We start from the raw sequence: 26,783 nt of genomic DNA, 5'->3' as shown, positions 1-26,783 counted from the left end.
ACCTCCTCGCCCGTGTTGCGCACCACCGGTAACGCGGGCGTCATCGCGCTCCTTCACGTGTGTCCCGTCTCACACCCCGCGGCCCGCGTCATCACATCCTCCACTGAGTGGCGTTGATAACACCGACACACCCTCTTGACCGTACGGCTTGTCTCGTCCGATATTTAGTCCACAACATAGACTAATTCGGAGGCGATTCATGTACACCCCCACTCCCGAGGACCGATTCACGTTCGGGCTGTGGACCGTCGGCTGGCAGGCGCGCGACCAGTTCGGCGACGCGTCCCGGGCCCCGCTGGACCCGGTCGAGAGCGTCCACCGCCTGGCCGAGCTCGGCGCGTACGGTGTGACCTTCCACGACGACGACCTCCTCGCGGTGGAGCCGGACCGGGCCAAGGCGATCGAGAACCTCAAGAAGGCGCTGGCCGACACCGGCATGAAGGTGCCGATGGCCACCACCAACCTGTTCACCCACCCGATCTTCAAGGACGGCGGGTTCACCAGCAACGACCGCGAGGTCCGTCGCTACGCCCTGCGCAAGGTCATGCGCAACATCGACCTCGCCGCCGAGCTGGGCGCGAAGACGTACGTGTGCTGGGGCGGCCGTGAGGGCGCCGAGTCCGAGGCCGCCAAGGACGTGCGGGTCGCGCTCGACCGCTACAAGGAGGGCTTCGACCTCCTCTGTCAGTACGTGATCGACAAGGGCTACGACATCCGCTTCGCCGTCGAGCCCAAGCCGAACGAGCCGCGCGGTGACATCCTGCTCCCGACGATCGGGCACGCCCTGGCCTTCATCAACTCGCTCGAGCACCCCGAGATGGTGGGCCTCAACCCCGAGACTGGCCACGAGCAGATGGCCGGCATGAACTTCGTGCACGGCATCGCCCAGGCGCTGTGGCACGGCAAGCTGTTCCACATCGACCTCAACGGCCAGCACGGCCCGAGGTTCGACCAGGACCTCATCTTCGGCCACGGCGACGTGAAGAACGCGTTCTTCCTCGTCGACCTGCTGGAGAACGGCGGCTACGACGGCCCGCGCCACTTCGACTACAAGCCGCTGCGCACCGAGGACAAGGAAGACGTCTGGGAGTCGGCCGCGGCCAACATGCGGACCTACCTCATCTTCAAGGAGAAGTCGAAGGCCTACCGCGCCGACCCCGAGGTGCAGGCGGCGCTGGAGGCCAGCAGGTACAACGAGCTGGCCCAGCCGACCCTCGCCGCCGGTGAGACGTACGAGGACGTCCTCGCCGAGTCGATCGACGTGGACGCGGTGGCGGAGCGCGGCTTCCACTTCACCCGGCTCAACCAGCTCGCGATCGAGCACCTTCTCGGCGTGCGCGGCTGAACGGTTCAGTGAGAGCGGAGGGACGACTGTGACGCTGGTCGCGGGGGTCGACTCGTCGACCCAGAGCTGCAAGGTCGTCATCCGGGACGCGGAGAGCGGGGCCCTCGTGCGCGAGGGCCGCGCCCCCCATCCCGACGGCACGGAGGTCCATCCCGACCACTGGTGGACCGCGCTGCAGAGCGCGATCGAGCAGGCGGGCGGCCTGGCGGACGTCGCCGCCGTCAGCGTGGGCGCGCAGCAGCACGGCATGGTCTGCCTCGACGAGGACGGCGAGGTGGTCCGGCCCGCACTGCTGTGGAACGACACCCGCTCGGCCGGGGCGGCGACCGACCTGGTCGCCGAGCTGGGCGGCCCCAAGGCGTGGGCCGAGGCCGTCGGCAGCGTTCCGGTGGCGTCCTTCACGGTGACCAAGCTCCGCTGGCTCGCCGGGAACGAGCCGGACAACGCGCGCCGTACGCGGTCGGTGTGCCTGCCGCACGACTGGCTCACCTGGCGGCTGGCCGGCCGGCCCGGCACGATCACGACGGACCGGGGCGACGCCTCCGGCACCGGTTACTGGTCGCCCGCGACCGGGGAATACCGGACGGACCTGCTCGAGCTCGCCATGGGCAGGGTGCCGGAACTGCCCCGCGTGCTCGGTCCCGCCGAACAGGCGGGAACGGCCGAGCAGGGCGGCGCGCTGCTCGCGCCCGGCACGGGCGACAACATGGCGGCGGCGCTCGGCGTCGGCATGCGGCCCGGTGACGTGGTCGTGTCCATCGGCACCTCCGGAACGGCGTTCGCCGTCGCCGAGGGGCCGTCCGCCGACGCCTCCGGAGCGGTCGCCGGGTTCGCCGACGCCACCGGGCGCTACCTCCCGTTGGTCTGCACGCTGAACGCGGCGCGGGTGCTGGACGCGGCGGCCCGGATGCTCCGGGTCACGCCCCAGGAGCTGAGCGATCTGGCTCTGCGGGCCCCAGCGGGCGCGGACGGGCTGGTGCTCGTGCCGTACCTGGAAGGGGAGCGCACCCCGAACCGGCCCGACGCCACGGGTTCGCTGCACGGCCTGCGGCTGGGCAACTCCACCCCGGAGCACCTGGCCCGGGCCGCGGTGGAGGGCATGCTCTGCGGGCTCGCCGACGCACTGGACGCCCTCGGCCTCGAGCCGCAGCGCGTGCTGCTCATCGGCGGAGGGGCCCGTTCCGAGGCCGTGCGCCGTATCGCGCCGACCGTCTTCGGGCGTCCGGTGCTCGTGCCCACCCCCGGCGAGTACGTCGCGGACGGCGCGGCCAAGCAGGCCGCCTGGCTGCTGTCCGGGGAACCGGAACCGCCGGTGTGGGACACCGGCGCGACCGAGCGGTACGAGGCCGACCCCACCTCCGGCCTGCGTGAGCGGTACCACGAGGCCGCGCAGGAGTGACGTCCCGGGTGGGGCCCCCGAAGACCCCGGGGACCCCACCCTGAGACGACCCTGACCCCTTCTCGGGGGGATCTACGCGTTGTCCCGGATGTCAGGAACGGGCCGTACGCGGGATTCTCAACTTATGGTCAAGAGGCTCTACCCCCTGCTCGCCGGCGGCGGCATCCTGCTCGCGGTCGTCACCGTGGTGACGGCGCAGGTGGGCGGGGACGCCTCCCTGAACCCCGTCTCCATGACGATCAGCCAGTACGCCGCCCGCGACGAGGGTGGCGCCATCGAGACGGCCATGGCCGTCCTCGGGCTTGCCTCGCTCGCGCTGCTGGCCGGGATGCGCGCGCTCGACGCGCCGGTGCACGGCTGGCCCGCCCGTCTGATCGCCCTGTGGAGCGTCTCGCTCATCGGCGCCGCCGTGGTCCCGTCGGGCACGGCCTGGCAGGGGGACGTTCACGGCGTCCTGTCGGCGGTGGCCTTCGTGAGCGTGCCCGCCGCCGCGATCCAGCTGGTGGGCCGCCTGGGACAGGACGAGCGCTGGAAGGCCGCCGCCCGGCCGCTGGAGTGGCTGGCGCTCGCCTCCGGCCTCGGCCTGGCGGTCATCACCTACGTCGCGCTGCCGGGCCACGGCGTCATGATCGGCCTGGTGGAGCGCCTGCTCCTGACCGCCGAGGTAGCCGTCCTCGGAGTGCTCGCCGTACGGCTCGCGCAGCTCGCCTGGGGACCGTGGCTGAGAGAGCGTGCCGCCGGCCGGCGCGCCGGTTTCCTCGTCCACCGCTGACGAGGGAGAGCGGCACAGTGGGCCGCGCGGGCGCGGGGGCGCCGCGCGGCCCGCTGCTGTACAAACAGAATGCTGTGGAAGCAGAGGTGCTGTGGAAACAGAGTGCTGTGGAAACAGGGGCCCTGTGGAAGCAGGGCGGGATGCTGTGGGAGCGGAGCGGGTCAGGGCTCGCCGAGCAGGTCGCGCAGGCGCTCGGCGTACGGCTGCCAGTCGAGGCCCTTGCCCGCCGCCCAGGCGTCGTCATGGCAGGTCGCGAGATGACGCTCGCCCGCGTCGCCGATCACGCTGACCACCTCGCCGCGCTCGCCCCGATCGCGCATCCGGGTGATCAGTTCGAGGGCCGCCCACAGGTTCGTCCCCGTGGCGGGGCCGACCGCGAGCCCGGTCACCTGCCGGACACGGCGGGCGGCGGCCACGCTCGCCGCGTCAGGCACGGGAACGACCAGGTCGACGAGGTCGATGTCGAAGGCGGGCTCCATCCGCGGCCGGCCGACGCCCTCGATGCGGCTGGGCATGCCCGTGGCGTAGTCCGGGGCGCCGGTGGCCCAGCCGGGGAAGTAGGCGGAGTTCTCCGGATCGGCCACGGCCAGCCTCCCCGGCAGGCCGTGACCCCGCAGGTGCCGGCCGATCGCGGCCGACGTGGCGCCGGTGCCCGCCCCGACCACGGTCCACCGGGGACAGCCGTCGAGCTGCCCGAACAGTTCGTCGGCCAGGCTCGCGTCACGCCAGTCGACCGCGGCGGCCGAGCGGTAGTGATCGAGGTGGTGACCGCCGATCTCGTCGGCCAGGCGGGCGGCCTTCTCGTACACGGCGAGCGGAGGATCGACGTACCGGCAGGCGCCGCCCAGCCGCTCGACACCGGCCCCGGACGACTTCTTCGGCATCACCGCGATGTACGGCAGGCCGAGCAGGCGGGCGAACCAGGCCTCGGCGACCGCCATGGGACCGCCGGTGGCGTCGACCACGGTCGTCCCCTCGGTGATCCGCCCGGAGGCGATCGCCTGGGCGAACAGGGCGCGGGCCAGCCGGTGCTTGAGACCCCCGGTGGGCTGCGCCGACTCGTCCTTCAGCCGCAGCCGCACCCCCCACTCCGGAGGCAGCGGGAAGTCGCGCAGCGGCGTCGTGCCAGCCTCCGTCCGCTCTCGGTCGAGGAGCGCGACGGCCTCGGCCGCCCACTTGGAGATCATGGTCGCACTTTAGGTCACCGCCGGGCCTGGCCGGTCCGCGATGCCGGTGACGCGTCCCGCATGCCGGTAGGGCAGACTTGCGGCGCGGCCGTCGGCGCCGACGGCGATCGCGATCAGGAGTTGGACGGACAGGACACGACATGACCGAACCGGTGAAGGGCCCCGCCAGTTATTTCCCCTCGATCGAGAAGAAGTACGGCCGGCCGATCGCCGAGTGGAAGGACCTCATCCGCAGTTCCCCGCTGACCAAGCACATGGAGCTCGTCTCCTGGCTGAAGGAGGAGCACGGGCTCGGGCACGGGCACGCCAACGCCCTCGTCGCGCACACCCTCGCCGAGGACAGCGCCGAGTAGAAGGCGCGGGGGCAGGACCGATGCAGGACCGGGGCCGGCACGCGGTCCCGGCCCCACCGGGCCGGTCAGCGTTGGGCGGCCGTCAGCATCTTGAGCGCGTGCTCCACGAGCGTGACGAGCACGACCTTGGCCGAGGCGCGGCGCCGTACGTCGCAGAGCAGGACGGGGACGTCGGGGTCGAGGTCGAGGGCGATCCGCACGTCCTCAGGCTCGTGCCGATCGGCGCCGTCGAAGCAGTTGACGGCGACGATGAACGGCGTGCCGCGCTGCTCGAAGTAGTCGATCGACGGGAAGCAGTCGGTCAGCCTGCGGGTGTCGGCCAGCACGACGGCCCCGAGCGCGCCGTAGGACAACTCGTCCCACATGAACCAGAAGCGCTCCTGTCCGGGGGTGCCGAACAGGTAGACCACGAGTCCTTCCCTGATGGTGATGCGGCCGAAGTCCATGGCCACGGTCGTGGTCGTCTTGGCTTCCACGCCGTCGGTGTCGTCGACACCGACGCCGCGGTCGGACAGCACCTCCTCGGTGCGCAGGGGGCGAATCTCGCTGATCGCGCCGACCAGCGTGGTCTTGCCGACGCCGAAGCCGCCGGCCACCAATATCTTGAGGGCGACCGGCTCCTCAGAGGGCGCGAAGGCCATTGATCACTTCCTTGAGAATGCGCTCGCTTGGCAGCGGCGCCACCTTGCCCGGAGCCCGTACGTCGACGAGCCCGAGGTCGTGCAGATCCCCGATCAGAACCCGGACCACGCCCAGGGGCAGGTCGATGTCGGACGCGATGTCCGCCACCGACGCGCCACGGCGCGCGAGCTCGAGGATCCGCCGCTGCTCGGGGCCCATGCCGGGGACGTCCCTCGGTGAGCCCGAGGTGGTCACCATGGTGATCAGGTCGAGCTTGGCCCCGGAGTGCCGCGCCCGGCCCCCCGTCAGCGCGTAGGGCCGGACCAACGGCCCGGCCTCCTCGTCCATCCACTGGGGTCCCGTCATGTGGCCGCCAATCTCATGGGGCGATTCGCCGCGGGTTGGTGGAAATGTGCTGCCCCACCCGCTTGACCAGCATCGCCATCTCGTACGCGATGTGCCCCACGTCGGCGTCGGAGGCGGCCAGGACGGCGAGGCAGGTGCCCTGTCCCGCGGCCGTGACGAACAGGAACGCGGCCTCCATCTCGACGATGGTCTGCCTGACCTCGCCCCCGCCGAAGTGCCGTCCGGCGCCCCGCGCCAGGCTCTGGAAGCCGGCCGCGACCGCGGACAGGTGCTCCGCGTCCTCCCGGCTCAGCCCCTGGGAGGCTCCCACGACGAGCCCGTCGGTGGAGAGGATCACCGCCTGGCGGACGGCGGCGACCCTGCTGATGAGATCGTCGAGCAGCCAGTTCAGTTCGCCGGTCGACGTCGCTTTGCCGGTCATTCCTCACCCTTTTCGCCGTGCGTGTTGTGTTCGTGGTGGCCGGGTGCGGCCACACCCGGCCGATCGGAGTCCTCCCGGCCCCGCAGCGCACCGCGCTGGAAGGCGCTGAACATCGCCCTCGCCTCCTCGGGCGACCGCTCCTCCACGGTCGGGGCGGACAGCGGCGGTCTCTGCGGGGACTGCGCCTGCTGGGGCTGCTGGGATGGGGCCTGCTGATACTCGGAGCGAAGCTGCGGGGCGATGTTGGCCTGGCGAACCCTGCGCGGCAGGCCGGCATGGGTGCCGTTGGAGACGGACCCTCCGGACCGCTTCGTACTGGTCCGCTGCGCCAGGCCGTTCGCCGCCACTCCGGCGGCCGCCGGCTCGGGGACGGGCGAAACGGAGGGCGGAACCGCGGGCGAAGCGGAGGGCGGGACGGAACCCGGAACCGAGGGCGGAACGCCGGGCGCGGCGGCCGGGCGCGGATTCTCGAAGCCGGAGCCGGAGCCGAAGGGCCGGGAGGAGAGGTCGTCGCGCGCCGCGGAGGGCACGGCCTCGGTCCGCAGGGCGGCCGGGGTGAAGAACGGGGACGGCTCGGACGCGTTCGGACGCTCCTCCGGATACTCCGTCTCCGCGCGATGGTCCACTGTCTCCCCGCGAAGATCCGCGGTCTCCACGCGATGGTCCACCGTCTCCCTGCGGAGACCCGCCGCAACGTCCCCGGCGACCTCTCCGGTGATCGTACGGATCTCCCGGGGGTCGTGGGACGGGCGGCCCGGCCCCAGGTCGGCGCCGAACGTCTCGCCGAGCGAGACGTCGGTGTCGTCGCCGCCGGAGGCCAGCGCGAACTTGGCGTGGGCGCCGCGGCCGGCCGGGCCCGCCAGCGCCGCGGGCGAGTTCTCATCCACCATCAGGGCCCGGGGGATGAGCACGATGGCGGTGGTCCCGCCGTACGGCGAGCCCCGCAGGACCACGCCGATCTCGTGACGGGCGGCGAGCTGGCCGACGACGAAGAGCCCGAGCCGGTCGCTGTCCGCCAGGTCGAACTCCGGCGGGTCGGCCAGCCGTGCGTTGATCTCGTCGTACTCCTGGGGCATCAGGCCGAGACCACGGTCCTCGATCTCCACCGCGAGCCCGTTGGCGACGATCTCCCCGCGCACCGCCACCTTCGTCTGCGGGGGCGAGAAGATCGTGGCGTTCTCCACCAGCTCGGCGATGAGGTGCACCACGTCGGCCACGGTCGCGCCGGCGATGGCGGCGTCCGGCATCGGGGCCATCGAGACGCGGGTGTAGTCCTCGACCTCGGAGATCGCCGCGCGGACCACGTCGATGATCGGCACCGGTTTGCGCCAGGACCGTCCGGGGGCGGAGCCGGACAGGATGATCAGGCTCTCCGCGTGGCGGCGCATGCGGGTGGTCAGGTGGTCGAGCCGGAACAGGTCCTCCAGGCCCTCGGGGTCCTCGGCGCGGCGCTGCATCGTGTCGAGCAGCGTCAGCTGGCGGTGCAGCAGGGTCTGCTTGCGGCGGGCCAGGTTGAGGAAGACCTGGCTGACGCCGCGACGGAGGGCGGCCTGGCCGACGGCGGCCTCCACGGCCGTGCGCTGGACGGAGCTGAACGCGTGCGCGACGTCCTCGACCTCGTTGGCCCCCGTCGCCTTGATCGGGGGCGCTTCGGCCTCGACGTCGACGTCCTCGCCCCGCCGCAGCTTCTCGACGACCTGCGGCAGCCGTACGTCGGCGAGTTCGAGCGCGGCGTCGCGCAGGCCGGCGAGGTCACGGGCGAGACGGCGGCCGAACCGGACGGAGAAGATGATCGTGGCGACGATGACCACGAGCCCGAGACCACCGGCGATCAGGATGCGGAGCATGATCGCGGTGGCCACCGACGTGGCGGAGCCGCTGAGCGCGTCCGAGGCCTTGACCCGGGCCGAGTCGAGCCTGACGATCAGCTGGTCGACGGTCGCCGACCACCTCTCGGCGTCCGCGGGCAGCGGCCCGCCGGAACGCACCTGGTCGACGATCTGGTTCTCCAGCGCGGTGAACCGGTCGAAGAGCGGCGAGGTGAGCACCTGCTCGTACGGCGCCCGCATCTCCCCGCTGAGGACCGGCCGGTTCTTGTTGTAGAGGAACCGCCGGGTGGCGACCCATTCGCTGAAGGCGTTCTGCTCCTGGGCCGTCATCGTGCCGCTGGCGAGCGCGCCGCGTACGAGGGCGTCCTCACGAGTGATCATCTCGTGCGCGTTGCCCATTCCCTGCATCGCGCTGGCCACCTGGAACGTGGCCAGGTCGGGCACGGAGACGAGCCGTTCGTAGAGCGCGAACAGGTCGTCCATGATCGCGTTGTACGACGTGATCGCGGTCAGCCTGTCGGCCCTGCCGAGCGTGACGGACTCCCTGACCGACGGCAGGCGGTCGAGGGAGGACAGCAGGGCGTCCAGGGGCGTCACGAGCTCGTCGCTCATGGCGTCGCGGGTCGCCCCGTCGTCGGCGGACTTCCTGAACCTGTCCACGGCGGCCGTGGTTTTGGCCTGCTGCGCGGTGAGCGCGGTGGATCCGGTCTGCCCGCTGCTCAGCACGCCGGCGGTCAGCGCCCGCTCGGCCTGGATCTGGGTGCCGAGGTCGGTGGAGGTCACCCCGATGGTGTCGTACAGCGTCTTCGAGTTGAGGAGGACGAGGCCATCGCCAACCGTGAGCTTTAGGGCAAATCCCCACATAGCACTCAACATGAGCAATGGCAGGAGCAGCAGTAAGAAGATCTTGAACCGAATCGACCGGTTTCTCGAACCCATGGCCACTCCTGCAGTGCTGGAGGCTCGCGCCGCATTTATGGGGGAATGCACCTCCGGAAGATCGCACAGAAGGCTAGCACCGATACAGTGCTGGCGCAGTGGGAGGAATCGATGATTACTGTGATCACTGGGGCCGGTGCCGGAATCGGTGCAGCTTCTGCCCTTGATCTCGCCCGGCGAGGTCATCAAATCGTGCTCGTCGGACGCACTCCGGACAAGCTCCGCGCCGTCGCCGACCGCGCGGAGGAGGCCGGTGGCAGCCGCCCGGACACGCTCGCCGCGGATTTCTCCTCCCTCGATCAGGTGCGCCGGCTGGCGGCCGAGTTGCTGGAGCGGTACGAGCGCATCGACGTGCTGATCAACAACGCCGGCGTCATGACGCCCGACCGCCGCACCACCGTGGACGGCAACGAGTGGATGATGCAGGTCAACCACCTGGCGCCGTTCCTGCTGACGAACCTGCTCCTCGACCGGCTCACGGCGTCGTCCGCCCGCGTCGTCACCACGTCGTCCCGGGCCGCGAAGACGGGCCGCCTCGACCCCGCCGACCTGTCCAGGGAACGGCGGCGCTGGAACGGCTGGCTGCAGTACGGCGACTCCAAGCAGGCCAACGCGCTGTTCACGGTGTCGCTCGCCGAGCGCGGCCTGGCCGCCACGTGCCTGCACCCGGGTGTCCTGAAGACCGGCTTCGCGGAGGGCACGTTCTTCATGAAGGTGGTGTGGCACCTGCCCGGGATGGGCGAGCCGGTCGAGGCCGGGGCGGCGCGGATCGTCCACCTCGCCACGCACTCGGACGGCGTCGACCATCCGGGCCGGTACTTCGTGAAGAACGCTCCCGTACAAGCGCCGAAGAACATGTCCGACCCCGCCCTCGCCGCCGCCCTGTGGGACGCGAGCCGCGCCGCCACCGGCCTGACCGCCTGACGGGCGGCGAAGAGTTCGGGCACTGTTCGCCCGCGGTTGCGCCGGTGCTCACGGACGGGTGACTAGGGTCCGGCCGCATGACCGTGACCGCTCCCGCCCGCCCCTCCGGTGCCGGCGTCGCCCACTCCTCAGGTGCGGCCGTCGGCCGCGACCCGCTGCTGGACAACGCCAAGTTCCTCGCCATCGTGCTCGTCGTCTCCGGGCATCTCGTCGAGGAGTTGAGGGACGTTCCGGCGGCGCACGCGCTCTACTTCTTCGTCTACCTCTTCCACATGCCGCTCTTCATCGTCGTCAGTGGCTATTTGTCCCGAAATTTCACATTTTCTCCTGGTAAGGCGCGCAAGCTCATCAGCGGCCTCGCGGTGCCGTACGTCATCTTCGAGGTGGCCTACTCGCTGCCGCGCTTCTTCCTGTACGGCAAGCTCGAAATCAGCCTGCTCGACCCGTACTATCTGACCTGGTTCTTGATGTCGCTGTTCCTGTGGCGGCTGTCCACGCCGGTCTGGCAGCAGTTGCGGCACCCTCTGGCGGTCGCGGTCGGGCTGTGCCTGCTGTCGGGCACCAGCGCCCTGCCCGACGAGCTGTCGATGAACCGGACGTTCGGCCTGCTGCCGTTCTACGTGCTCGGCCTCATGCTCACGCCGGAGCACCTCGACCGCCTGCGCGGGGGGCGGGCGAGGATCGCGGGCGGGGCCGTGCTCGCGACGGTGCTCGCCGGGGCGTTCGCCGTCCACACGCTCGTGCCGACGGAGTGGATCCGCTGGCGTCACTCCAACCACCAGATCGGCGTGGACGACCTGACCGGCACGCTGATCAGACTCGGCATGCTGGCGGTGGGCGCCCTGCTGGTGACTGCGTTCCTCGCGGTCACCCCGCGCCGCCGCACGTGGTTCACCGGATTGGGCGCCGCCACGATGTACGCCTATCTGCTGCACGGGTTCGCGGTGAAGGTCTCCGAGCGCTTCCACGACGCCCTCGTCAACCCGCTCGGCGTGGCCGCCATGGCGGCCCTCGGAGCCGTCCTCGCGGCCCTGCTCTGCACGTCCCCGGTGCGCAGGGCGTTCCGATGGGCGGTGGAGCCCGACGTCTCCTGGGCCTTCACCCGACTGCGCCGGCCGGTGAAGAGGGAGCCCGCCGCGACGTAGTGGAACTTTGCGCGACGACCCTCCGTTGGCCGAAGTGATGGTGCAGAGTTGGGCGAATCGCACATCCGACGGGGCGGGCCACCGAAAACGGCTCTGTCACGGCACGGTGATACGGGGTAACGTGCGCATTCGCGGTGCAGCCAGGAGCGGTGGAAACGACGGGGTGACGCGGGTGGTCGGCAGACAGGGCAGGGTCACGGGCAAGATCGGGCCCGGCCTTGTCGGCGAGGTGATGGTGCCCATCCGCGGGGGTGTCGAGGCGTTCTACGCCTATCCAAGCCTCCCGGACGAGGAGATCCCGGTGGGGTCGATCGTCGTCGTCGTGGAGTATTCGCCCCCGCGCACCGTCTACGTCGCTCGTGCGGTCGTCTGACTCGCTCCCTCGCTCTTATCTCCCCCCACTACACGGAGGCTCCCATGTCCCCGGAGATCCTGGTCGTGGGCGGTGTGGCCGTTGTCGCCTTCATCGTCCTCATCCTCCTGTTCAAAGCCATCTGGCGGGTGGCCGAGCCCAACGAGGCGCTCATCATCTCGGGCCTCGGCGCCCACACGAAGAACGAACTGGCCGACAGCCTCGGCTTCAAGATCGTGACTGGCAAGGGCACCGCGGTGCTGCCCGGCTTCCAGACCGCCCGCCGGCTGCGGCTCGACAGCCGGGCCACGAACCTGCAGGTCAACTGCGTGACGCAGCAGGGCATCCCGGTCCAGGTGCGCGGCGTCATCATCTACAAGGTGGGTGACGACTTCACCAGCATCGCGAACGCGGCGCGGCGCTTCCTCGACCAGCAGGACTCGATGAACGGTGCGATCCACGAGCTGTTCACCGGTCACCTGCGCTCGATCATCGGCAACCTGACCGTCGAGGACCTCATCCTCAACCGCGAGCGGCTCACCAGCGAGACCCGCAGCTCCGCGGCCGACGAGATGAGCAAGCTCGGCCTGGTGGTCGACTCGCTGCAGATCCAGGAGATCGAGGACGAGACCGGCTACATCACGAACCTCGGCAAGCCGCACGCCGCGAAGATCGCCGCCGCCGCGCGTATCGCCGAGGCGCAGCGCGACCAGGAGGCCACCGAGGCCGAGCAGGTCGCGGCCGCCAAGAAGGCCTCGGCCATCCGCGAGTCGCAGATCCAGCAGGCCGGCTACCAGGCGGAGGTGGACCAGGCGGCGGCCAAGGCTCGGCAGGCCGGCCCGCTGTCGGAGGCCACCGCGCGCCAGGAGGTCGTCGTCCAGGAGACCAGGGCCGCGGAGCTGGAGGCCCAGCTCGCCGAGCAGCGGCTCCAGTCGCAGGTTCGCAAGCCCGCCGACGCCAAGGCGTACGAGACCGTCACGCTGTCCCAGGCGGAGCGCGACGCGCGCATCGCCCAGGCCGAGGCGGAGGCCAGGGAGACCGAGCTGCGCGCCGCCGCTCAGGCGTCCCAGGTGAAGCAGGCGGCGGCGGCCGACGCCGAGTCGGTGCGGGTGCGCGGCGAGGCCGCCGCGGCGGCGACCAAGGCGACCGGTCTGGGCGAGGCGGAGGCCGCCAAGGCGCGGGGTCTCGCGGAGGCGGAGGCGGCCAGGGCGAAGGGTCTCGCGGAGGCGGAGGCCGCCAAGGCCAAGGGTCTGGCCGAGGCCGACGCGATCAGGGCCCGGTCCGAGGCGCTGCGCGAGAACCAGGAGGCCGTCATCGCCCAGCAGCTCGCCGAGAACTGGCCGCAGATCGTGGAGGCCGGCTCTAAGGCGTTCGGCAACGTCGACCACATGGTGGTCCTCAACGGCGCCCAGGGCATCGAGGAGATGCTGGCCAAGGCGCTCACGCTCGGCGGCACCGGCCTCGGCCTGGCCCGTTCCCTGCTGGCCGGCGGCTCCCCGGCCGAGAAGGACGGCGCGAGTGTGAACGGCGCCGAGCCCCCGGCCACGAGGAACGCCATCGACACCGCATCCTGATCCCACGGCCCGCGTTCGTCCCCGTCCCGCCGGGACGGGGACGAACGTGTGTGTGGAGGGATCATTCGTCGTGAGAGCCGGAGCGGTGTCGCCGTTGCGGGTGCCGACAGGCCTGATATGGCCGTTCAGCCGCGGGTGAGGTCCTGGAGGCCCACCACGCGCAGCAACTCCAGCCGCTCGTGGGACCGGCTGCCCGGGCGGGCGGTGTAGACGACCAGCCGCTGGTCGTGCTCCGGGCTCAGCAGCACCTCGCAGTCCAGCTCCAGCAGGCCGACGACCGGATGCAGGAAGCGCTTGACGTCGGAGCGGCGTACGGCGACGTCGTGGGTGTCCCACAGTGCCGCGAACTCCTCGCTGTGGGCGCGGAGCCGGCGTACGAGCCCTGCCAGCCGCGTGTCGTCCGGGCGGCGGGCGAGTGTGGCGCGCAGATCCGCCACCGCCACGCGGGCGGCGCGGTCACGGTCCTCGGCCGGGAAGAGTTCCCGCGCGGCCGGGTCCGTGAAGTAGCGCCAGGCGACGTTGTGCTCCGCCTCGGGCCGGGCGGACACGTCACCGTGCAGTGCCCTGGCCATCGCATTCTGCGCGAGTACGTCGCCGCGGTCGCTCACCACCTGGGCGGGAGTGTCGGTCAGCCGGTCGAGGACGAGCAGCAGGCCGGGGCGCACATGCTCCGTGCCCGGTCGCCGGTCCCGCGGCGGCTCCTCGCCGGCCAGATGGAAGAGGTGGTCCCGTTCGTCGCCGGTCAGCCGCAGCGCGCGGGCGACGGCGGCGAGCATCTGGCGGGACGGGCGTGAGCCCCTGGCCTGCTCCAGCCGCGTGTAGTGGTCGGTGGACATGCCCGCCAGCTGCGCGACCTCCTCGCGGCGCAGTCCCGGGGTGCGCCGCCGCGCGCCCTGCGACAGCCCCACGTCGGCAGGGGTGAGCCGGGCACGGCGGCGACGCAGGAAGTCGGCCAGTTCGGTTCTGTCCACATCCCCACCATGCCTCGGGACGCCGGGAGGCAGCCAGGGACCGCCCGTCCCCGGATGAGGGCGTCTCTCCCGCCGGCGCCCGCGCCGTCGCACGCTGGGAGCCGGCCCGGCGGACCGCGCGGCTCCCCCACGGGGCGCGCACCTGCGGGAAAGCCCGTTACGCGGGTTCGCCGGCGCCACGAACGACCCGGATCCCTCGACGAAGGAGGCATGGTTCACATGCAGTACCGCACGCTCGGCCGCACCGGTATCAAGGTCAGCCCGTACGCGCTCGGCGCGTTGATGTTCGCCACGTCCGTCGGCAACCCCGACCCCGGCGACTCGGCGCGCATCATCCACAAGGCACTGGACGCGGGGATCAACCTCATCGACACCGCCGACGCCTACGGCGACTCGGAAGAGGTCGTCGGCAGGGCCATCGAGGGGCGGCGGGACGACGTCGTCCTCGCGACCAAGGTGAGCCGCCCGATGGGTGACGATCCCAATCGGCAGGGCGCCTCGCGGCGCTGGATCATGACCGCGGTCGACAACTCGCTGCGCCGCCTGCGGACCGACCACATCGACCTCTACCAGATCCACCGGCCGGACCCCGCCACGGACGTCGAGGAAACACTCTCCGCGCTCTCGGACCTGATCCACAGCGGGAAAGTACGCGCGATCGGGACGTCCGCCATGCCGGCGTCCGACATCGTCGAGGCCCAGTGGGTCGCCGAGCGGCGCGGCCTGGAGCGGTTCCGCACTGAGCAGCCGCCCTACTCGCTGCTCAACCGCGGCGTCGAACGCGAGGTGCTGCCGGTCGCGCAGCGCTACGGAATGGGCACGCTCGTGTGGGCCCCGCTCGGGCAGGGACTGCTCACCGGACAGGTCCGCAAGGGGCAGCGGAACGAGCTCCGCCGCGCCGGCTTCCTCAAGCACGTCAACGACGAGCACCGTCTCGACGCCGTCGAGAACTTCATCTCGCTCGCGCGGGAGGCGGGTCTGCCGCTGACCCACCTCGCCATGGCGTTCGCCATCGCCCATCCCGGCGTGACCAGCGCCATCATGGGGCCGCGCACGATGAGTCACCTCGACGACCTGCTCGCCGGCGTCGACGTCGCGCTCACCGACGACGTCCTCGACCGGATCGACGAGATCGTCCCGCCCGGCACCGACGTCGGCACACTCGACCAGGCCTACGTGCCGCCGGCTCTCCAGCGGGCGAGCCTGCGCCGCCGCCCCCTCGGCGAACGCGCCGCCGCCTGACACCCGGCCACGAGCGGGTGGGAGCGCCCGGTCAATCGAACGACAACTCGGTCGTACGGCGGGGCATGAGCAGCAGCGCGGCGACGCTGAGCACGGCCACGACGACGAGCGCGAGGAAGATGTGGTGGACGGCGTCGTACAGCGCGCCCCGGACGAAGGACGCGGCGGCCGAATGGGCCTGCGCGCCCTGCGCCTTCAGCACCAGGCTGGTGGCGTCGAGGCTGTCCGGCAGCTGTCCCGTGACGCCGGCGGGCGGGTGGGCGAAGCGGTCCGACAGCGTCGCGTTGGAGACGGCGCCGAGCACCGCGGCCCCGACCGTGCTGCCGATCGAGCGGAAGAACATGTTGGTCGCGGTCACCACGCCGCGGCGCTCCCAGCCGACGACCGACTGCACGGCGACCATGGTGGGGCTGGCGGACAGGCCGAGGCCGACGCCGACGACGAAACAGGCGGCCGCGACCTGCCAGATCATCGCGTTCTGCCCGAGCAGTGCGCACAGCACGGTGCCGGCCACCACGACGACGATGCCGATCAGGGCGGTGTCGCGGAACCCGATGCGCATGTAGAAACGGCCGGACAACGTCGCCGCGAGAGGCCAGCCGACGGTGAGCGCGGCCAGCGCGAAGCCCGCCACCAGCGCGCCCGTGCCCAGCACGCCCTGCGCGTACGTCGGGACGTACGAGGTGAGCCCGATGGTGAGGGCGCCGACGCCGAGAGAGGTCAGGTTGCCGCCGGTCAGCGTGCGGCGGCGGAAGACCCACAGCGGCAGCACCGGCTCGGCCGCGCGGCGCTCCACGAGCACGAAGGCGACGATCATGAGCAGGCCCGCCGCGAAGATCAGCAGACTGGGCGCGGAGTTCCAGCCCCAGGCGACGCCGCCCTCCAGCAGGCCGAGGATGAGCAGCGAGGAAGCGCCGGTGAGCAGCGCGGCGCCCGTGTAGTCGATCCGGTGGGAGCCCCGCTTCACCTGCTCCTTGAACCGGCGGGCGAGCATCCAGGCGGCCACCGCGCCGAGCGGCAGGTTGATGAAGAAGATCCAGCGCCAGGAGACGTACTCGGAGAAGACTCCGCCGAGCGTCGGGCCGACGACGGCCGACATGCCCCACACGCTGGCGAGGTAGCCCTGCACGCGGGCCCGTTCCTCGACCGTGTAAAGGTCGCCGGCCATCGTCATGCTGATCGGCTGCACCGCCCCGGCCCCGATGCCCTGGATCGCCCGGAAGGCGATCAGCGCGGGCATGCTCCAGGCGATCCCGCACAGCACCGACCCGAGCAGGAACGCCCCGATGCCGAAGAACATCACCGGCTTGCGTCCGAACACGTCGGCGAGCTTGCCGTAGATGGGGACGGTCACGGCCTGCGTGAGCAGATAGATCGAGAAAAGCCACGGGAACTGGGAGAACCCGCCGAGGTCGGTGACGACCGAGGGAACCGCGGTCGCGATGATCGTGCTGTCCAGCGCCACCAGAGCGGTGCAGAGCATGATGGCGCCGAGCACGGGACCGCGTTCTGACCGCAGGCCGATGCCCTTCGATGTCGTCGTCGTGGTCACGTGGAAGGCTCCCCTGGACGTTCGTGCACGTACGCGGGACCTCCCCACATGAGCGGAAAGGTCCCGGAACAGGGCAACTATCGCAAACCGTCCGGCATTCCTTGCCGAGCGTCGGCCCCACGGTGTCGGCCCCACGGTGTCGGCCCCACGGTGTCGGCCCCACGGTGTCGGCCCCACGGTGTCGGCCCCACGGCGTCAGCCGCGGCGCTGGGTCTCCTCCAGGTAGCGCAGGACGGCCGTGACCCTCCGGTCCGCCCGGTCGGTGGGCGCGAGGTCGAGTTTGGCGAAGATGCTGCGGATGTGCTTGTGGACGGCGCCTTCGCTGACGACCAGCCGCTCGGAGATGGCGGTGTTGCCCAGTCCCTCGGCCATCAGGGCGAGCACGTCGCGTTCCCGGGCGGTCAGCCGTTCCAGCCCGCTGTCGGAGCGGGTGCGCGTGAGCAGTTGCGCGACGACCTCGGGGTCGATGGCCGTGCCTCCGGCGGCCACCCGGTGCAGGGCGTCCAGGAACTCGCCGACGCGGCCGACTCTCTCCTTGAGCAGATATCCGAGCCGGTCGGTTCCGGCGGCGAGCAGTTCGGTGGCGAACGCCTGCTCGACGTAGGCGGACAGCACGAGCACCGCCAGCCCGGGCTGACGGCGCCTGGCCTCCACGGCCGCGGCGATGCCCTCGGTGGTGTGGGTCGGCGGCATCCGGACGTCGACGATGGCCACGTCCGGCCGGTGGGCGTCGACGGCCGCCAGGAAGGTGTCCGGCGAGTCGGTGGTGGCCACCACGTCCAGGGACTCCGCGCGCAGCAGCAGCGCGACCCCTTCACGCAGCAGCGGGTCGTCCTCGGCTATCACGATCCGCACGGCAACTCCACGTCGAGGGTGGTCGGCCCACCGGGTGGGCTGGTCAGGGTGAGACGCCCGTCGTGCGCCTCGATCCGGCTGCGCATGCCGGTGAGCCCGGAGCCGTGCCGTTCGTCCGCGCCGCCGACGCCGTCGTCCTCGATGCGCAGGGACAACCGGCCGCCCGCACGCCGTACGGTCACCGTGGCGTGCCGGGCCCGGCTGTGCCTGGAGATGTTGGTGAGCGCCTCGGCGCTCACGAAGTAGGCGGTGGCCTCGATGGAGGCGGCGCACCTACCGGGCGCGTCGACGTCCACCCGGCAGGACACCGCGCAGTTCGCCGCGAGCCCGGAGAGCGCGTCGGCGAGCCCCCGGTCGGCCAGCACGGGCGGCAGGATGCTGCGGACGACCGTACGGAGCTCGGCCAGCGCCTGCTCGGCGGTCTCCTGGGCGCGTTCGAGCATGTCCTCGGCACCCGGCCGGTTCTGGGCAAGCGCGCGGCGGGCCGCGCCGAGCAGCACGGTGACGGCGACCAGCCGGTTCTGCGCCCCGTCGTGCAGGGAGCGTTCGATCCGCCGCAGCTCCGCGGCGTGGGCGTCCAGCGCCGCCGCGCGGGTGGCCGACAGCTGTGCGATGCGCAGGGACAGGTCCATGTCCGCGGTGGGCGCCAGGAGCCGGCGTCCAGGCCACGCCTGCAACCGGGCCATCCCGCTTCCGAGGACCAGGAAGCAGACGGCCAGCCCCACGCCGAGGAGCGCGACCGCCCAGGCGTCGGCGTCGTCGTGCACGTCCCAGAACACCAGGGTCGGAGCGGGGTCCTCCACGGGCAGCGCCCGCCACCACAGCGGGTACGTGATGTCCTGCACGGCGTCCACCACCAGCGTCAACGCCGCCAGGCCGAGGAACAGGCCGAGCGTGGCGTGCACGAGGAGCCAGCACAGCTCCCGCCGTACGGCCGGATCGGCCAGGGCGGCGCGTACGCCGGCCGGCGCGGGTCCCAGATTGGGGATCTCCGGCCCCCAGCGGGACAACCGGTTGCGCTCCCGCTCGGAGACGGACCGCACGACACGCGGCACGGTGGGCGCCAGGAGCAGGCCCAGACCGATCACGCAGGTGAGCGCGACCAGGACGAGCCACAGCAGACCGGCGAGCGCCAGCAGCGCGGTGCCGAGACCGCCGACGAGGTGTTCGAAGGCGTCGAAGAGGCCACGGGCGCGTGCGGCGACACCCTTCCGGCCGTATCGCCGGCCGTCTTGCCGACCGTCTCGCCGGGTGCCGGCCGGCTTCCGCTGGCGCGCCGCCACGATGCACACCCCCTCGGGCCCACGAGCTTAGATCATCGGTTTCGCGGCGGTCGTTCACCGCTGCGGGACGAGCTCCGGCGCCGGTTCCTCGGCCGGGCGGTAGCCGAGGCGGCCGCGGGTCCCGATGAGCACCAGCACCGCCGCCGTGGTGGCCGCGAGCAGGGTGACGTGGCTCGCGTGCTCGGGGGTGTCGATCGTCGGGAACATGCCCGAGTAGATGATCGACATGAAGTTGTTGACGCTGACGTGCAGCAGCATGACCAGCGGCAGGCTCTGGCCGGTCCGGTTGAACACCCAGGTGACGACCACGCTGAAGATGGTGGCGAAGGCGACGAACTCGCCGATCCTCATCCAGGTGACGTCCGGCCACCCGCCCCACTGGCTCAGGAACAGCGGCAGGTGCCAGACGCCCCACAGCGGGCCGAGGATGGCGGTGGCGCCCAGGGGGCCGAACTTCCGCTGCATGCGGGGCAGGGCGAAGTCTCGCCAGCCGGGCTCTTCGGCCAGACCCGTGGTCACCATCTGGAGCGCCAGGCTGGGCACGTAGGCGACCAGCGCGGCGACGGGCGGCATGTGGAAGTCCTCGCCGGAGAGCGCGAAACCGGTGACGACGATGGCGGCGGGGACGCCGAGGGCGGCCACGAGGTACCAGACCCAGCCGACCCGCCACTTGGTCATCCGCCGGACCCACCGGCGGACGCCCTCCTTGCCGTCCGCGACCCTGGTCACGATGTACGCGGCGAAGATGGGGCCGAGGTAGGCGCCGGGGAGGACGCCGGAGAACTGGGTCGTGCCGAGCAGCGAGGGGAAGTCGAAGTCCCAGACCCCCAGGCCGTTGTTCGACAGGACGTAGGGTAACCAGGCCGCCCAGCTCATGAGGTTGGCCAGGACGAAGAAGCTGACCAGCGGGCGGCGGCGGATGAAGCCCCGGATCCCGGTCTCGCTCGTGTGGTGCCCGGCCAGCGGCCGGCTGTCGACTGCCATTTCACTGTCTCCTGTGGAGTGCTCGACTGACAGTGATCAGCACACCAGCCGCGGACCCTCCCGGTCGCTCCCGCGGGCTGCCCAATGGAGGTACAGCCAGGGGTACCAAGCGGAGAACGACCAGGTCAGAGTGGGGAAAAGCCGGAGGCGGTCGTCCAGGGCCGCGACGGGCCCCGGACGACCGCCTCCAGGAGGAGCACCAGGGTCAGATGAGGACGTGCGCCTCGGGATTGCCGGCGAAGCAGAACTGCGCGTTGCGGGTCAGCTTGTAGTCCGCCGCCTGCCAGGTGTGGGCGGTGGCGTCCGAGCCGCGCATGTAGATGAAGTTGTACCGGTCGGCCGAGTAGATCCGGACGCCCTCCTCCTTGCAGCGCCGTACGAGCCGGGTGTCCTCGCCCGCGTTGACCGGCTCGAACGGGAACGCCCGCAGCAGGTCGGCCTTGGCCAGGATCGTCGCCCCCTGGATGAGGTGGGCGTAGCGGTGCTCCAGCCCGGGCAGCCGGAAGATCGTGACGTCCTGCTCGGGGAAGTACGTGTAGTGCGCGCCCTTGCCGACCATCTCGGCGTCGGCGTAGTCGAAGGAGCGGACCAGGTCGGACAGGTAGTGCTCGCCGTAGATGTTGTCGTCGTCCATCTTCGAGATCAGCTCGCCCTCGGCGTGGGCGATGCCGTGGTTGAGCACCTCGCCGAGCGTCCAGGACGGGTCGGCGGTCAGCACCTTCACGGCCGGGATGCCCGCCGCGAGGGCCTTGTCGCGCACGACCGCCGGGTCCTCGGACAGGCCGTGCATGACCAGCACCAGCTCCAGGTTGCGGTGCCGCTGCCGCGCCACCTGGCTGATCGCGTGTTCGAGCTGGCCCGCGCGGTTGGTCGGCAGCACCACGGAGATCGACCGCGACCGGGAGACGACCGGCAGGCCGAGGTCGCCGAGGATCTGGTCGACCCGGTGGGAGAACAGGTGCTTGTCGAACACCTCGCGCATCGCCAGGTGGCCCTGGCGCGCCCGCAGCTCGGGGCTGTTGATCAGGTAGATCGCCCGGTTGTACGCCTCCTCCTGGGAGTGCGCGACCGGGATGAGCGGCCCGAAGGTCTCCTCGATGGCCCGCGACCACCCCGACAGCACCGTGGTCGAGCAGGCCGACAGCTCGAAGACCCGGCGCGCGCACATGGTCGGCGAGTCGATCACCGAGTTCACGTTCAGGAAGACCTTGTACATCTTGTACGCGGCCAGCATCTGCTCGTACGGCAGCTCGCCGACGATGTGCGGGCGGTACTCCTCCGGCCAGGCGTACTTGTCGGCCACGGAGGCGTTCCTGGCGAAGATGTGCAGGCCGAGCGGGCGTACGGGCGCGAGGATCGTCTCCATCTGCTCGCGCCGCTCGGGGTGCTTGTCGCGGAAGTACATCCCCGCGAAGACGATGTCGTACGGCCGGCCCTGCTTGGTCTGGATCGGGTTGTGGATCCGGGGCTGGGCGGCGAACTGCAGCGCGCCGACACGGTCATGACCCAGAACCTCGCGATATCTCGGGATCATGTCGCCGTCGCACGTGTACACGTAGTCGAACAGCTTGGCCGTCTCGATGAAGAAGTCGAAGTTGGGCGGGTCCTCCTTGTTCCAGAAGACCGTGGGGATGCCCTCCTCGCGGCACCAGTCGATCAGGTCGCGCAGTTCCTGCTTGGGCGCGTTGGTCCCGGTCATCTGGTAGCGCCAGCGGCCCTGGTTGCCGTGCCAGGCCGACTCGCAGAACAGCATCTCCGGCCGCTTCTCGGCGAAGATCTCACGCCAATCCTGCAGGCCGAACTCGATCTGGTCCCACTCGTACTTGAACGCCATGCGGGAGAAGTCGTCGAGGATCACCGCGACGCGCATGTCCGGCCGTACGACCGGGCCGTCGGGCCACTTGAGGCCGGGGATCTTGACCTCGGGGCCGCGGGCCTCCGCCTCGGCGGCGACCTCGATGGCGGACGGCGGCGCCTTCGGCGGCTTCCTGCCGTCCTTCATGGCCTTGCTGAGGTCGCGCGGCAGCCGGACGATCTTCTTGGGCTTCGCCGCGTTCGTCAGCACCTGCGCGACCCGGTAGGGCTTCTGGACCTGGGTGGCCTGGAGCCGCCAGAGGGCGTAGTCGGCGCGGGCCTCCTGGTAGGCGAGCCGGTTCTCCAGATCGCGGATCCGCGCCTCGTACTGCTCGACGTGCTTGCGCTCCTCGGGCAGCCAGTTCACCGGCCCCAGCCGCTGGAAGCGGGGCTCTTCAGGAGTCTCTTCGGTCTCAGCCATACCTCTCCCCTTTACGGAAGGGTCATCGTACGGGGGTCAACGCGGCCTTTATCCCTATATAGGGAGATTCAGCTGTGCTTCCCGCTCACCATCGGGGCGCTCACACCCGCCGGGTCGTGCCGGGGGCGCGCGATCGAACGCCTCCCTCGTCACGCTTGGTCGCTAGCGCACCCGGCCCTTGGCGGCGGGGGAGAGGCTGTCGCCGCGGAGCCAGGCCTCGATGACGCGGGCGATCCGCGGCCCGGCCGCGCCGTCCCACAGCGGCGGCAGCTCGCCGCTCGGCGTGGCCGCGCCGTCCGCCAGCGCCTTGGACGCCGCGGCGGGCAGCGAGGCGGGCGTGACGAGCCGGTTGGTGCCGTGGGTCACGGTGATCGGCCGCTCGGTGTTGGGCCGTACGGTCAGACAGGGGACGCCCAGCATGGTCGTCTCCTCCTGCACGCCGCCCGAGTCGGTCACCACGAGGGCGGCGCCCCTGACCAGCGACAGGAAGTCCACGTACCCGAGCGGGTCCACGATCTTCAGATGCGGCCTGTCCACGAGCCCGGCCTCCGCGAGCCGCTGCCGGCCGCGCGGGTGGAGCGGGACGACGACGGGCACCTGCTCGGCCACGCCGAGCACCGCGTCCACCAGCTCGCGGGCCGCCTGCGGGTCGTCGACGTTCGCCGGGCGGTGCAGCGTGGCGACCGCGTACCTGCCCTCGATCCCCAGGCGCTCCTGGACGGGCGCGGGGTCGAGCTTCGGCAGCGCCGCGAACAGGCTGTCGATCATCGGGTTGCCGACGAGGTGCACCTTGGCCGGGTCCACGCCCTCGTTGGCGAGGTGCGACAGCGCCTCCGGAGAGGTGGCGAACAGCAGGTCCGACAGCGCGTCGGTGACGACCCGGTTGACCTCCTCCGGCATCTGGCGGTCGAAGGAGCGCAGGCCCGCCTCCACGTGCGCGGTCGGCACGTGCAGCTTGGCGCAGACCAGGATCGCCGCCAGCGTGGAGTTCACGTCGCCGTAGACCACCACGAGCGCCGGGCGGTGCTCGAGCACGACGTCCTCCAGCCCCGTGAGCAGGGCGGCCGTCTGCCGGGCGTGGGTGCCGCTGCCGACACCGAGGTTCGCGACCGGCTCGGGCAGCCCGAGGTCGGCGAAGAACACGTCCGACATCAGCGCGTCGTAGTGCTGGCCCGTGTGGATGATGCCCTGCCGGATGCCGAGCTCGGCCAACCCCTTGACGACCGGGGCCGCCTTGACGAAGTTGGGCCGTGCGCCCAGTACGTGCAGGACGAGGGGGTTGTCTCTCATCTACCTCGCCTTTCGCCTTTTCTCCAGCCTGGGACAAACGTTGCCTATGGTACGGTCGCGCCGTGGAATCCGAGGCCAACAAGCCACTGAAGGCCGTGTCCGCCGCGTCCGCGAAGGCCGGCCTCGGCGGCTTCCTCCGGGGGTTCGCGAGGAATCCGGTCCTCGTCTCCCGGATCTTCGTGAGCAAGGTCAAGTCCGACCCCATGCGGGTCGCGCAGGCCGCCGCCGACGCCATGCCCGCCGGGGTGCGCCCGGTCGTCGGCCGCGTCGCCTGGCCCGCGGCCCGGTTCGTGAAGGTCAGGACCCGCAAGATCCTGCAGCGCGCGGCCAAGGGCCCGCTGCGGGACGCGAAGGCCCATTTCGACGCCGGGCGGCTCACCGACGCGGTCCAGGCGCTCCAGCCGCACGCCCGATGGCCGTTCGTCCGCCGGAGGATGGCCTACTACGAGGGTGAGAAGGCCGCGCTCGGGCCGAACCCGATCCCGCCCAAGGCGAAGATCATCATGGGTGAGCGGATGCCCGGCCGGGTGCTGCACATGGTCACCAACGCCCTGCCGTACACGCAGGCGGGGTACACCGTGCGCACCCACCGCATCGTCACCGCGCAGAAGGCGGCCGGGCTCGACCCCCACGTCGTGACGAGCTGGGGCTGGCCCATGCTCCAGGGGCACACCGACGCCGAGCCGTACGAGGAGATCGACGGGATCCCCTACTACCGGCTGCTGCCCAAGGACGAGGTGCCGTTCGAGAGCCAGGGGCGGATGATCCGCGGCGCCGCGGACGTGTCGGAGCTGGTCAGGACCCTCCGTCCGCAGGTTCTGCACGCGGCGACCGACCACCGCAACGGCTCGGTCGCGCTCGCCGTGCGCGAGCGGACGAACACGCCCTTCGTGTACGAGGTGCGCGGCTTCCTGGAGGAGACCTGGGTCTCCCGCGACCCGGCGCGAGTCGGCAGCGAGCGGCACAGGATGCAGCGTGACCGCGAGGCGCAGATCATGCGCGAGGCCGACGCGGTCGTCACGCTCGCCGAGACGATGGCCGCCGAGATCGTGGAGCGCGGCGTGCCCAGGGAGCGCATCTTCCTCGCGCCCAACGCCGTGGACGACTCCCTGCTGACGGCCGACTACGACGGGGGGGCCTTCCGCGACTCCTTCGGGATCGGCCGGGACGAGATCGTCGTGGGCTCGGTGTCGAGCATCGTCGCCTACGAGGGCTTCGCCACGCTGCTGAGCGCCGCCGCGCTGCTGCGCGACTCGGGGACGCCGGTGAAGGTCCTGCTCGTCGGCGACGGGGCCGAACGGCCCGCGCTGCTCGAACAGGTCGAACGGCTCGGCCTCACGGACGCGATCCTGCCCGGCCGGGTGGGCCCGGACGAGGCCCTGCAGGCCCAGGCGGCCATCGACATCTTCGTCTGCCCGCGTGAGGACCTGCGGGTCTGCCGCCTCGTCACGCCGCTGAAGCCGGTCGAGGCGATGGCGCTCGGCAAGCCGGTCGTGCTGAGCGACCTGCCCGCGCTCTCGGAGCTCGTCGGCGGCGAGGGGGCCGGTCTGCTGGTGCCGCCCGGAGACCCGGCCGAGCTGGCGAAGGCGCTGGCGGCCCTGCGCGACGATCCGGAGCGCCGCCGGGCCATGGGTGAGGCGGGCAAGGCCGAGGTCGCGGCGCACCGGACCTGGAGCAGCCTGGCCCGCACCTACCAAGGGATCTACCAGTCGTTGACCGAAGCTCGATGAACAGCAGGAAGTCCGATGTGTTGCATCAGGCATGCTTGGTGCCGAGTTGAGATAACCTTTGCCACCATGAAGTGTTGTTTCCGCCCTCAGGCCACATCGTGACAGCCTTCGATCTGACGATCATCGGGCTGGGGTACGTGGGCATGCCGCTGGCCAAGGAGGCCACGGCGGCGGGCCTGCGGGTGGCCGGTCTGGACGTCGACCCCCGCAAGGTCGACGCTCTCAACGCCGGCCGCTCCTACATCGACGACCTGACCGACGCCGACCTCGACGCGATGCTCTCCGGCGGCTTCACGGCCACGCTGGACGCGTCCGTGCTGTCGCGGTCGCGGACGATCGTCATCTGCGTCCCGACGCCGCTGGACGAGGACCACCGTCCGGACCTGTCGGCCGTCGAGGGCGCCACCAGAACCGTCGCAGAGCACCTTCAGGCGGGCACGCTCGTCGTGTTGGAGTCCACCACGTGGCCCGGCACCACCGACGAGCTGGCGCGGCCCATCCTGGAGCAGTCCGGGCTGGTGGCGGGCGAGGACTTCCACCTGGCGTTCTCGCCGGAGCGGATCGACCCGGGCAACCCGAAGTTCGGCCTGCGCAACACTCCCAAGGTCGTCGGCGGCTACACCCCCGCCTGCAAGGAGCGGGCCGCGGCCTTCTACGCCCAGTTCGTCGAGCGGGTCGTGCCGGTCAGCGGCACCCGCGAGGCGGAGATGGCCAAGCTGCTGGAGAACACCTACCGGCACGTGAACATCGCCCTCGTCAACGAGATGGCGATCTTCTGCGACGAGCTCGGCGTGAACCTGTGGGAGGCCATCGAGGCGGCCTCGACCAAGCCGTTCGGCTTCCAGAAGTTCCTGCCCGGCCCCGGCGTCGGTGGGCACTGCATCCCCGTCGACCCGTCGTACCTGTCGTACACGGTGCGCAAGCTCGGCTATCCGTTCCGGTTCGTGGAACTGGCCCAGGAGATCAACGAGCGGATGCCGTCGTACGTGGTGGCCCGCGTGCAGCGGCTGCTCAACCGGGCCCGCAAGGCGGTGAACGGCTCGCGCGTGCTGCTCCTCGGCGTGACGTACAAACCCGACATCGCCGACGAGCGGGAGACGCCCGCGATACCGGTGGCCGAGGCGCTCCTGGAGCTGGGCGCCGAACTGTCGTTCTGCGACCCGTACGTCAAGGAGTGGTCGGTCGAGGGCACGCCGGTCCCCCGCGAGGAGGACCTGGCCGAGGCCGTGGCCGCCGCCGACGTGGTGGTCCTGCTGCAGCAGCATTCGGCCTTCGACCTTGACGTGGTCGAGGAGCGAGCCTCTCTCGTGCTGGACACTCGCGGCGTGCTCGCCACGAGTGAACGCGTCGAGCGGTTGTAGGAAGGGTCCCGCG

23 protein-coding genes are annotated in these 26,783 nt (G+C 71.2%); 11 read left to right on the top strand and 12 right to left on the bottom strand.

All coding sequences use genetic code 11. The features are described from left to right. Positions 1 to 199 precede the first annotated feature (199 nt). The 3 genes from xylA (at position 200) to ACWEQG_RS14620 (ending at position 3,516) form a co-directional block, all read left to right on the top strand. Positions 200 to 1,345, top strand: coding sequence for a xylose isomerase (xylA, locus tag ACWEQG_RS14630; protein ID WP_452284816.1), 1,146 nt, complete (start codon positions 200 to 202; stop codon positions 1,343 to 1,345). Positions 1,346 to 1,373: 28 nt separating this feature from the next. Further along, positions 1,374 to 2,744, top strand: coding sequence for a xylulokinase (gene xylB, locus ACWEQG_RS14625; RefSeq protein WP_452284814.1), 1,371 nt, complete (start codon positions 1,374 to 1,376; stop codon positions 2,742 to 2,744). A 124-nt stretch (positions 2,745 to 2,868) separates the two neighbouring features. Continuing rightward, the gene (locus ACWEQG_RS14620; protein ID WP_452284812.1) at positions 2,869 to 3,516 is read left to right on the top strand and encodes a DUF998 domain-containing protein; all 648 of its coding nucleotides are present in this window, start codon (positions 2,869 to 2,871) and stop codon (positions 3,514 to 3,516) included. Positions 3,517 to 3,677: 161 nt separating this feature from the next. Here the strand turns inward: ACWEQG_RS14620 and ACWEQG_RS14615 are convergent, their stop codons facing one another. Beyond that, positions 3,678 to 4,703: a PLP-dependent cysteine synthase family protein gene (locus ACWEQG_RS14615; protein WP_452284810.1), complete on the bottom strand. Its 1,026-nt coding sequence runs from the start codon at positions 4,701 to 4,703 to the stop codon at positions 3,678 to 3,680. 140 nt (positions 4,704 to 4,843) lie between these two features. Here ACWEQG_RS14615 and ACWEQG_RS14610 point away from each other — a divergent pair, with 140 nt between their 5' ends. Further along, positions 4,844 to 5,056: a DUF4287 domain-containing protein gene (locus ACWEQG_RS14610; RefSeq protein ID WP_452284808.1), complete on the top strand. Its 213-nt coding sequence runs from the start codon at positions 4,844 to 4,846 to the stop codon at positions 5,054 to 5,056. Positions 5,057 to 5,121: 65 nt separating this feature from the next. On the opposite strand, the gene ACWEQG_RS14605 is transcribed toward ACWEQG_RS14610, so the two are convergent. From ACWEQG_RS14605 to ACWEQG_RS14590, 4 genes are read right to left on the bottom strand one after another with little or no spacing between them, the layout of a single operon-like run. Next, entirely contained in the window at positions 5,122 to 5,697 is a 576-nt protein-coding gene (locus ACWEQG_RS14605) for a GTP-binding protein (RefSeq protein ID WP_363462044.1), read from the bottom strand. Continuing rightward, positions 5,678 to 6,043 carry a DUF742 domain-containing protein gene (locus tag ACWEQG_RS14600; protein WP_169985556.1) on the bottom strand — a complete coding sequence of 122 codons (366 nt, stop codon included), beginning with the start codon at positions 6,041 to 6,043 and terminating at the stop codon, positions 5,678 to 5,680. The genes ACWEQG_RS14605 and ACWEQG_RS14600 overlap by 20 nt, the downstream gene beginning before the upstream one ends. Before the next feature lie 13 nt (positions 6,044 to 6,056). Beyond that, positions 6,057 to 6,464 (bottom strand): roadblock/LC7 domain-containing protein, encoded by a 408-nt coding sequence (locus ACWEQG_RS14595; RefSeq protein ID WP_169949728.1) that lies wholly within the window; start codon positions 6,462 to 6,464, stop codon positions 6,057 to 6,059. Further along, positions 6,461 to 9,076, bottom strand: a complete 2,616-nt coding sequence (locus ACWEQG_RS14590) for a nitrate- and nitrite sensing domain-containing protein (protein WP_452284806.1) — start codon at positions 9,074 to 9,076, stop codon at positions 6,461 to 6,463. Before ACWEQG_RS14590 ends, ACWEQG_RS14595 begins: the two co-directional genes overlap by 4 nt. Before the next feature lie 267 nt (positions 9,077 to 9,343). On the opposite strand from ACWEQG_RS14590, the gene ACWEQG_RS14585 reads away from it, so the two are divergent. The 4 genes from ACWEQG_RS14585 (at position 9,344) to ACWEQG_RS14570 (ending at position 13,227) form a co-directional block, all read left to right on the top strand. Continuing rightward, the gene (locus ACWEQG_RS14585) at positions 9,344 to 10,156 is read left to right on the top strand and encodes an SDR family NAD(P)-dependent oxidoreductase (protein ID WP_452284804.1); all 813 of its coding nucleotides are present in this window, start codon (positions 9,344 to 9,346) and stop codon (positions 10,154 to 10,156) included. Positions 10,157 to 10,233: 77 nt separating this feature from the next. Further along, entirely contained in the window at positions 10,234 to 11,301 is a 1,068-nt protein-coding gene (locus ACWEQG_RS14580) for an acyltransferase family protein (protein ID WP_452284802.1), read from the top strand. Positions 11,302 to 11,473: 172 nt separating this feature from the next. Further along, a complete protein-coding gene (locus ACWEQG_RS14575) occupies positions 11,474 to 11,674 on the top strand; it encodes a hypothetical protein (protein ID WP_346227853.1) in 201 nt (66 codons plus the stop codon). Positions 11,675 to 11,718: 44 nt separating this feature from the next. Further along, positions 11,719 to 13,227, top strand: a complete 1,509-nt coding sequence (locus ACWEQG_RS14570) for an SPFH domain-containing protein (RefSeq protein ID WP_452284800.1) — start codon at positions 11,719 to 11,721, stop codon at positions 13,225 to 13,227. A 125-nt stretch (positions 13,228 to 13,352) separates the two neighbouring features. Here the strand turns inward: ACWEQG_RS14570 and ACWEQG_RS14565 are convergent, their stop codons facing one another. Further along, entirely contained in the window at positions 13,353 to 14,198 is an 846-nt protein-coding gene (locus ACWEQG_RS14565; protein WP_452284798.1) for a helix-turn-helix transcriptional regulator, read from the bottom strand. Between the two features lie 210 nt (positions 14,199 to 14,408). On the opposite strand from ACWEQG_RS14565, the gene ACWEQG_RS14560 reads away from it, so the two are divergent. Then, positions 14,409 to 15,440, top strand: a complete 1,032-nt coding sequence (locus tag ACWEQG_RS14560) for an aldo/keto reductase (protein ID WP_452284796.1) — start codon at positions 14,409 to 14,411, stop codon at positions 15,438 to 15,440. A 31-nt stretch (positions 15,441 to 15,471) separates the two neighbouring features. Here ACWEQG_RS14560 and ACWEQG_RS14555 read toward each other — a convergent pair whose 3' ends face one another. The 6 genes from ACWEQG_RS14555 to wecB form a co-directional block, all read right to left on the bottom strand. Beyond that, positions 15,472 to 16,992 (bottom strand): MDR family MFS transporter, encoded by a 1,521-nt coding sequence (locus tag ACWEQG_RS14555; RefSeq protein WP_363462030.1) that lies wholly within the window; start codon positions 16,990 to 16,992, stop codon positions 15,472 to 15,474. 195 nt (positions 16,993 to 17,187) lie between these two features. Then, on the bottom strand, positions 17,188 to 17,847 hold the full coding sequence (locus ACWEQG_RS14550; RefSeq protein ID WP_452284794.1) for a response regulator transcription factor: 660 nt from the start codon (positions 17,845 to 17,847) through the stop codon (positions 17,188 to 17,190). Then, the gene (locus tag ACWEQG_RS14545) at positions 17,835 to 19,130 is read right to left on the bottom strand and encodes a sensor histidine kinase (protein ID WP_452284792.1); all 1,296 of its coding nucleotides are present in this window, start codon (positions 19,128 to 19,130) and stop codon (positions 17,835 to 17,837) included. Before ACWEQG_RS14545 ends, ACWEQG_RS14550 begins: the two co-directional genes overlap by 13 nt. Before the next feature lie 54 nt (positions 19,131 to 19,184). Then, positions 19,185 to 20,114 carry a CPBP family intramembrane glutamic endopeptidase gene (locus ACWEQG_RS14540; RefSeq protein WP_452284790.1) on the bottom strand — a complete coding sequence of 310 codons (930 nt, stop codon included), beginning with the start codon at positions 20,112 to 20,114 and terminating at the stop codon, positions 19,185 to 19,187. Between the two features lie 205 nt (positions 20,115 to 20,319). Continuing rightward, positions 20,320 to 22,389 carry a glycosyltransferase family protein gene (locus tag ACWEQG_RS14535; protein ID WP_452284788.1) on the bottom strand — a complete coding sequence of 690 codons (2,070 nt, stop codon included), beginning with the start codon at positions 22,387 to 22,389 and terminating at the stop codon, positions 20,320 to 20,322. Positions 22,390 to 22,551: 162 nt separating this feature from the next. Next, entirely contained in the window at positions 22,552 to 23,679 is a 1,128-nt protein-coding gene (gene wecB / locus ACWEQG_RS14530) for a non-hydrolyzing UDP-N-acetylglucosamine 2-epimerase (protein ID WP_363462020.1), read from the bottom strand. Between the two features lie 62 nt (positions 23,680 to 23,741). Between wecB and ACWEQG_RS14525 the strand changes: the two genes are divergently transcribed. Further along, the gene (locus ACWEQG_RS14525) at positions 23,742 to 25,409 is read left to right on the top strand and encodes a glycosyltransferase family 4 protein (RefSeq protein WP_452284786.1); all 1,668 of its coding nucleotides are present in this window, start codon (positions 23,742 to 23,744) and stop codon (positions 25,407 to 25,409) included. Between the two features lie 98 nt (positions 25,410 to 25,507). Further along, positions 25,508 to 26,770, top strand: coding sequence for a nucleotide sugar dehydrogenase (locus ACWEQG_RS14520; RefSeq protein WP_452284784.1), 1,263 nt, complete (start codon positions 25,508 to 25,510; stop codon positions 26,768 to 26,770). Positions 26,771 to 26,783: the final 13 nt, after the last annotated feature.

It is taken from the genome of Microbispora sp. NPDC004025 (assembly GCF_053604425.1).
This window is presented reverse-complemented; position numbering and strand designations above follow the sequence as displayed.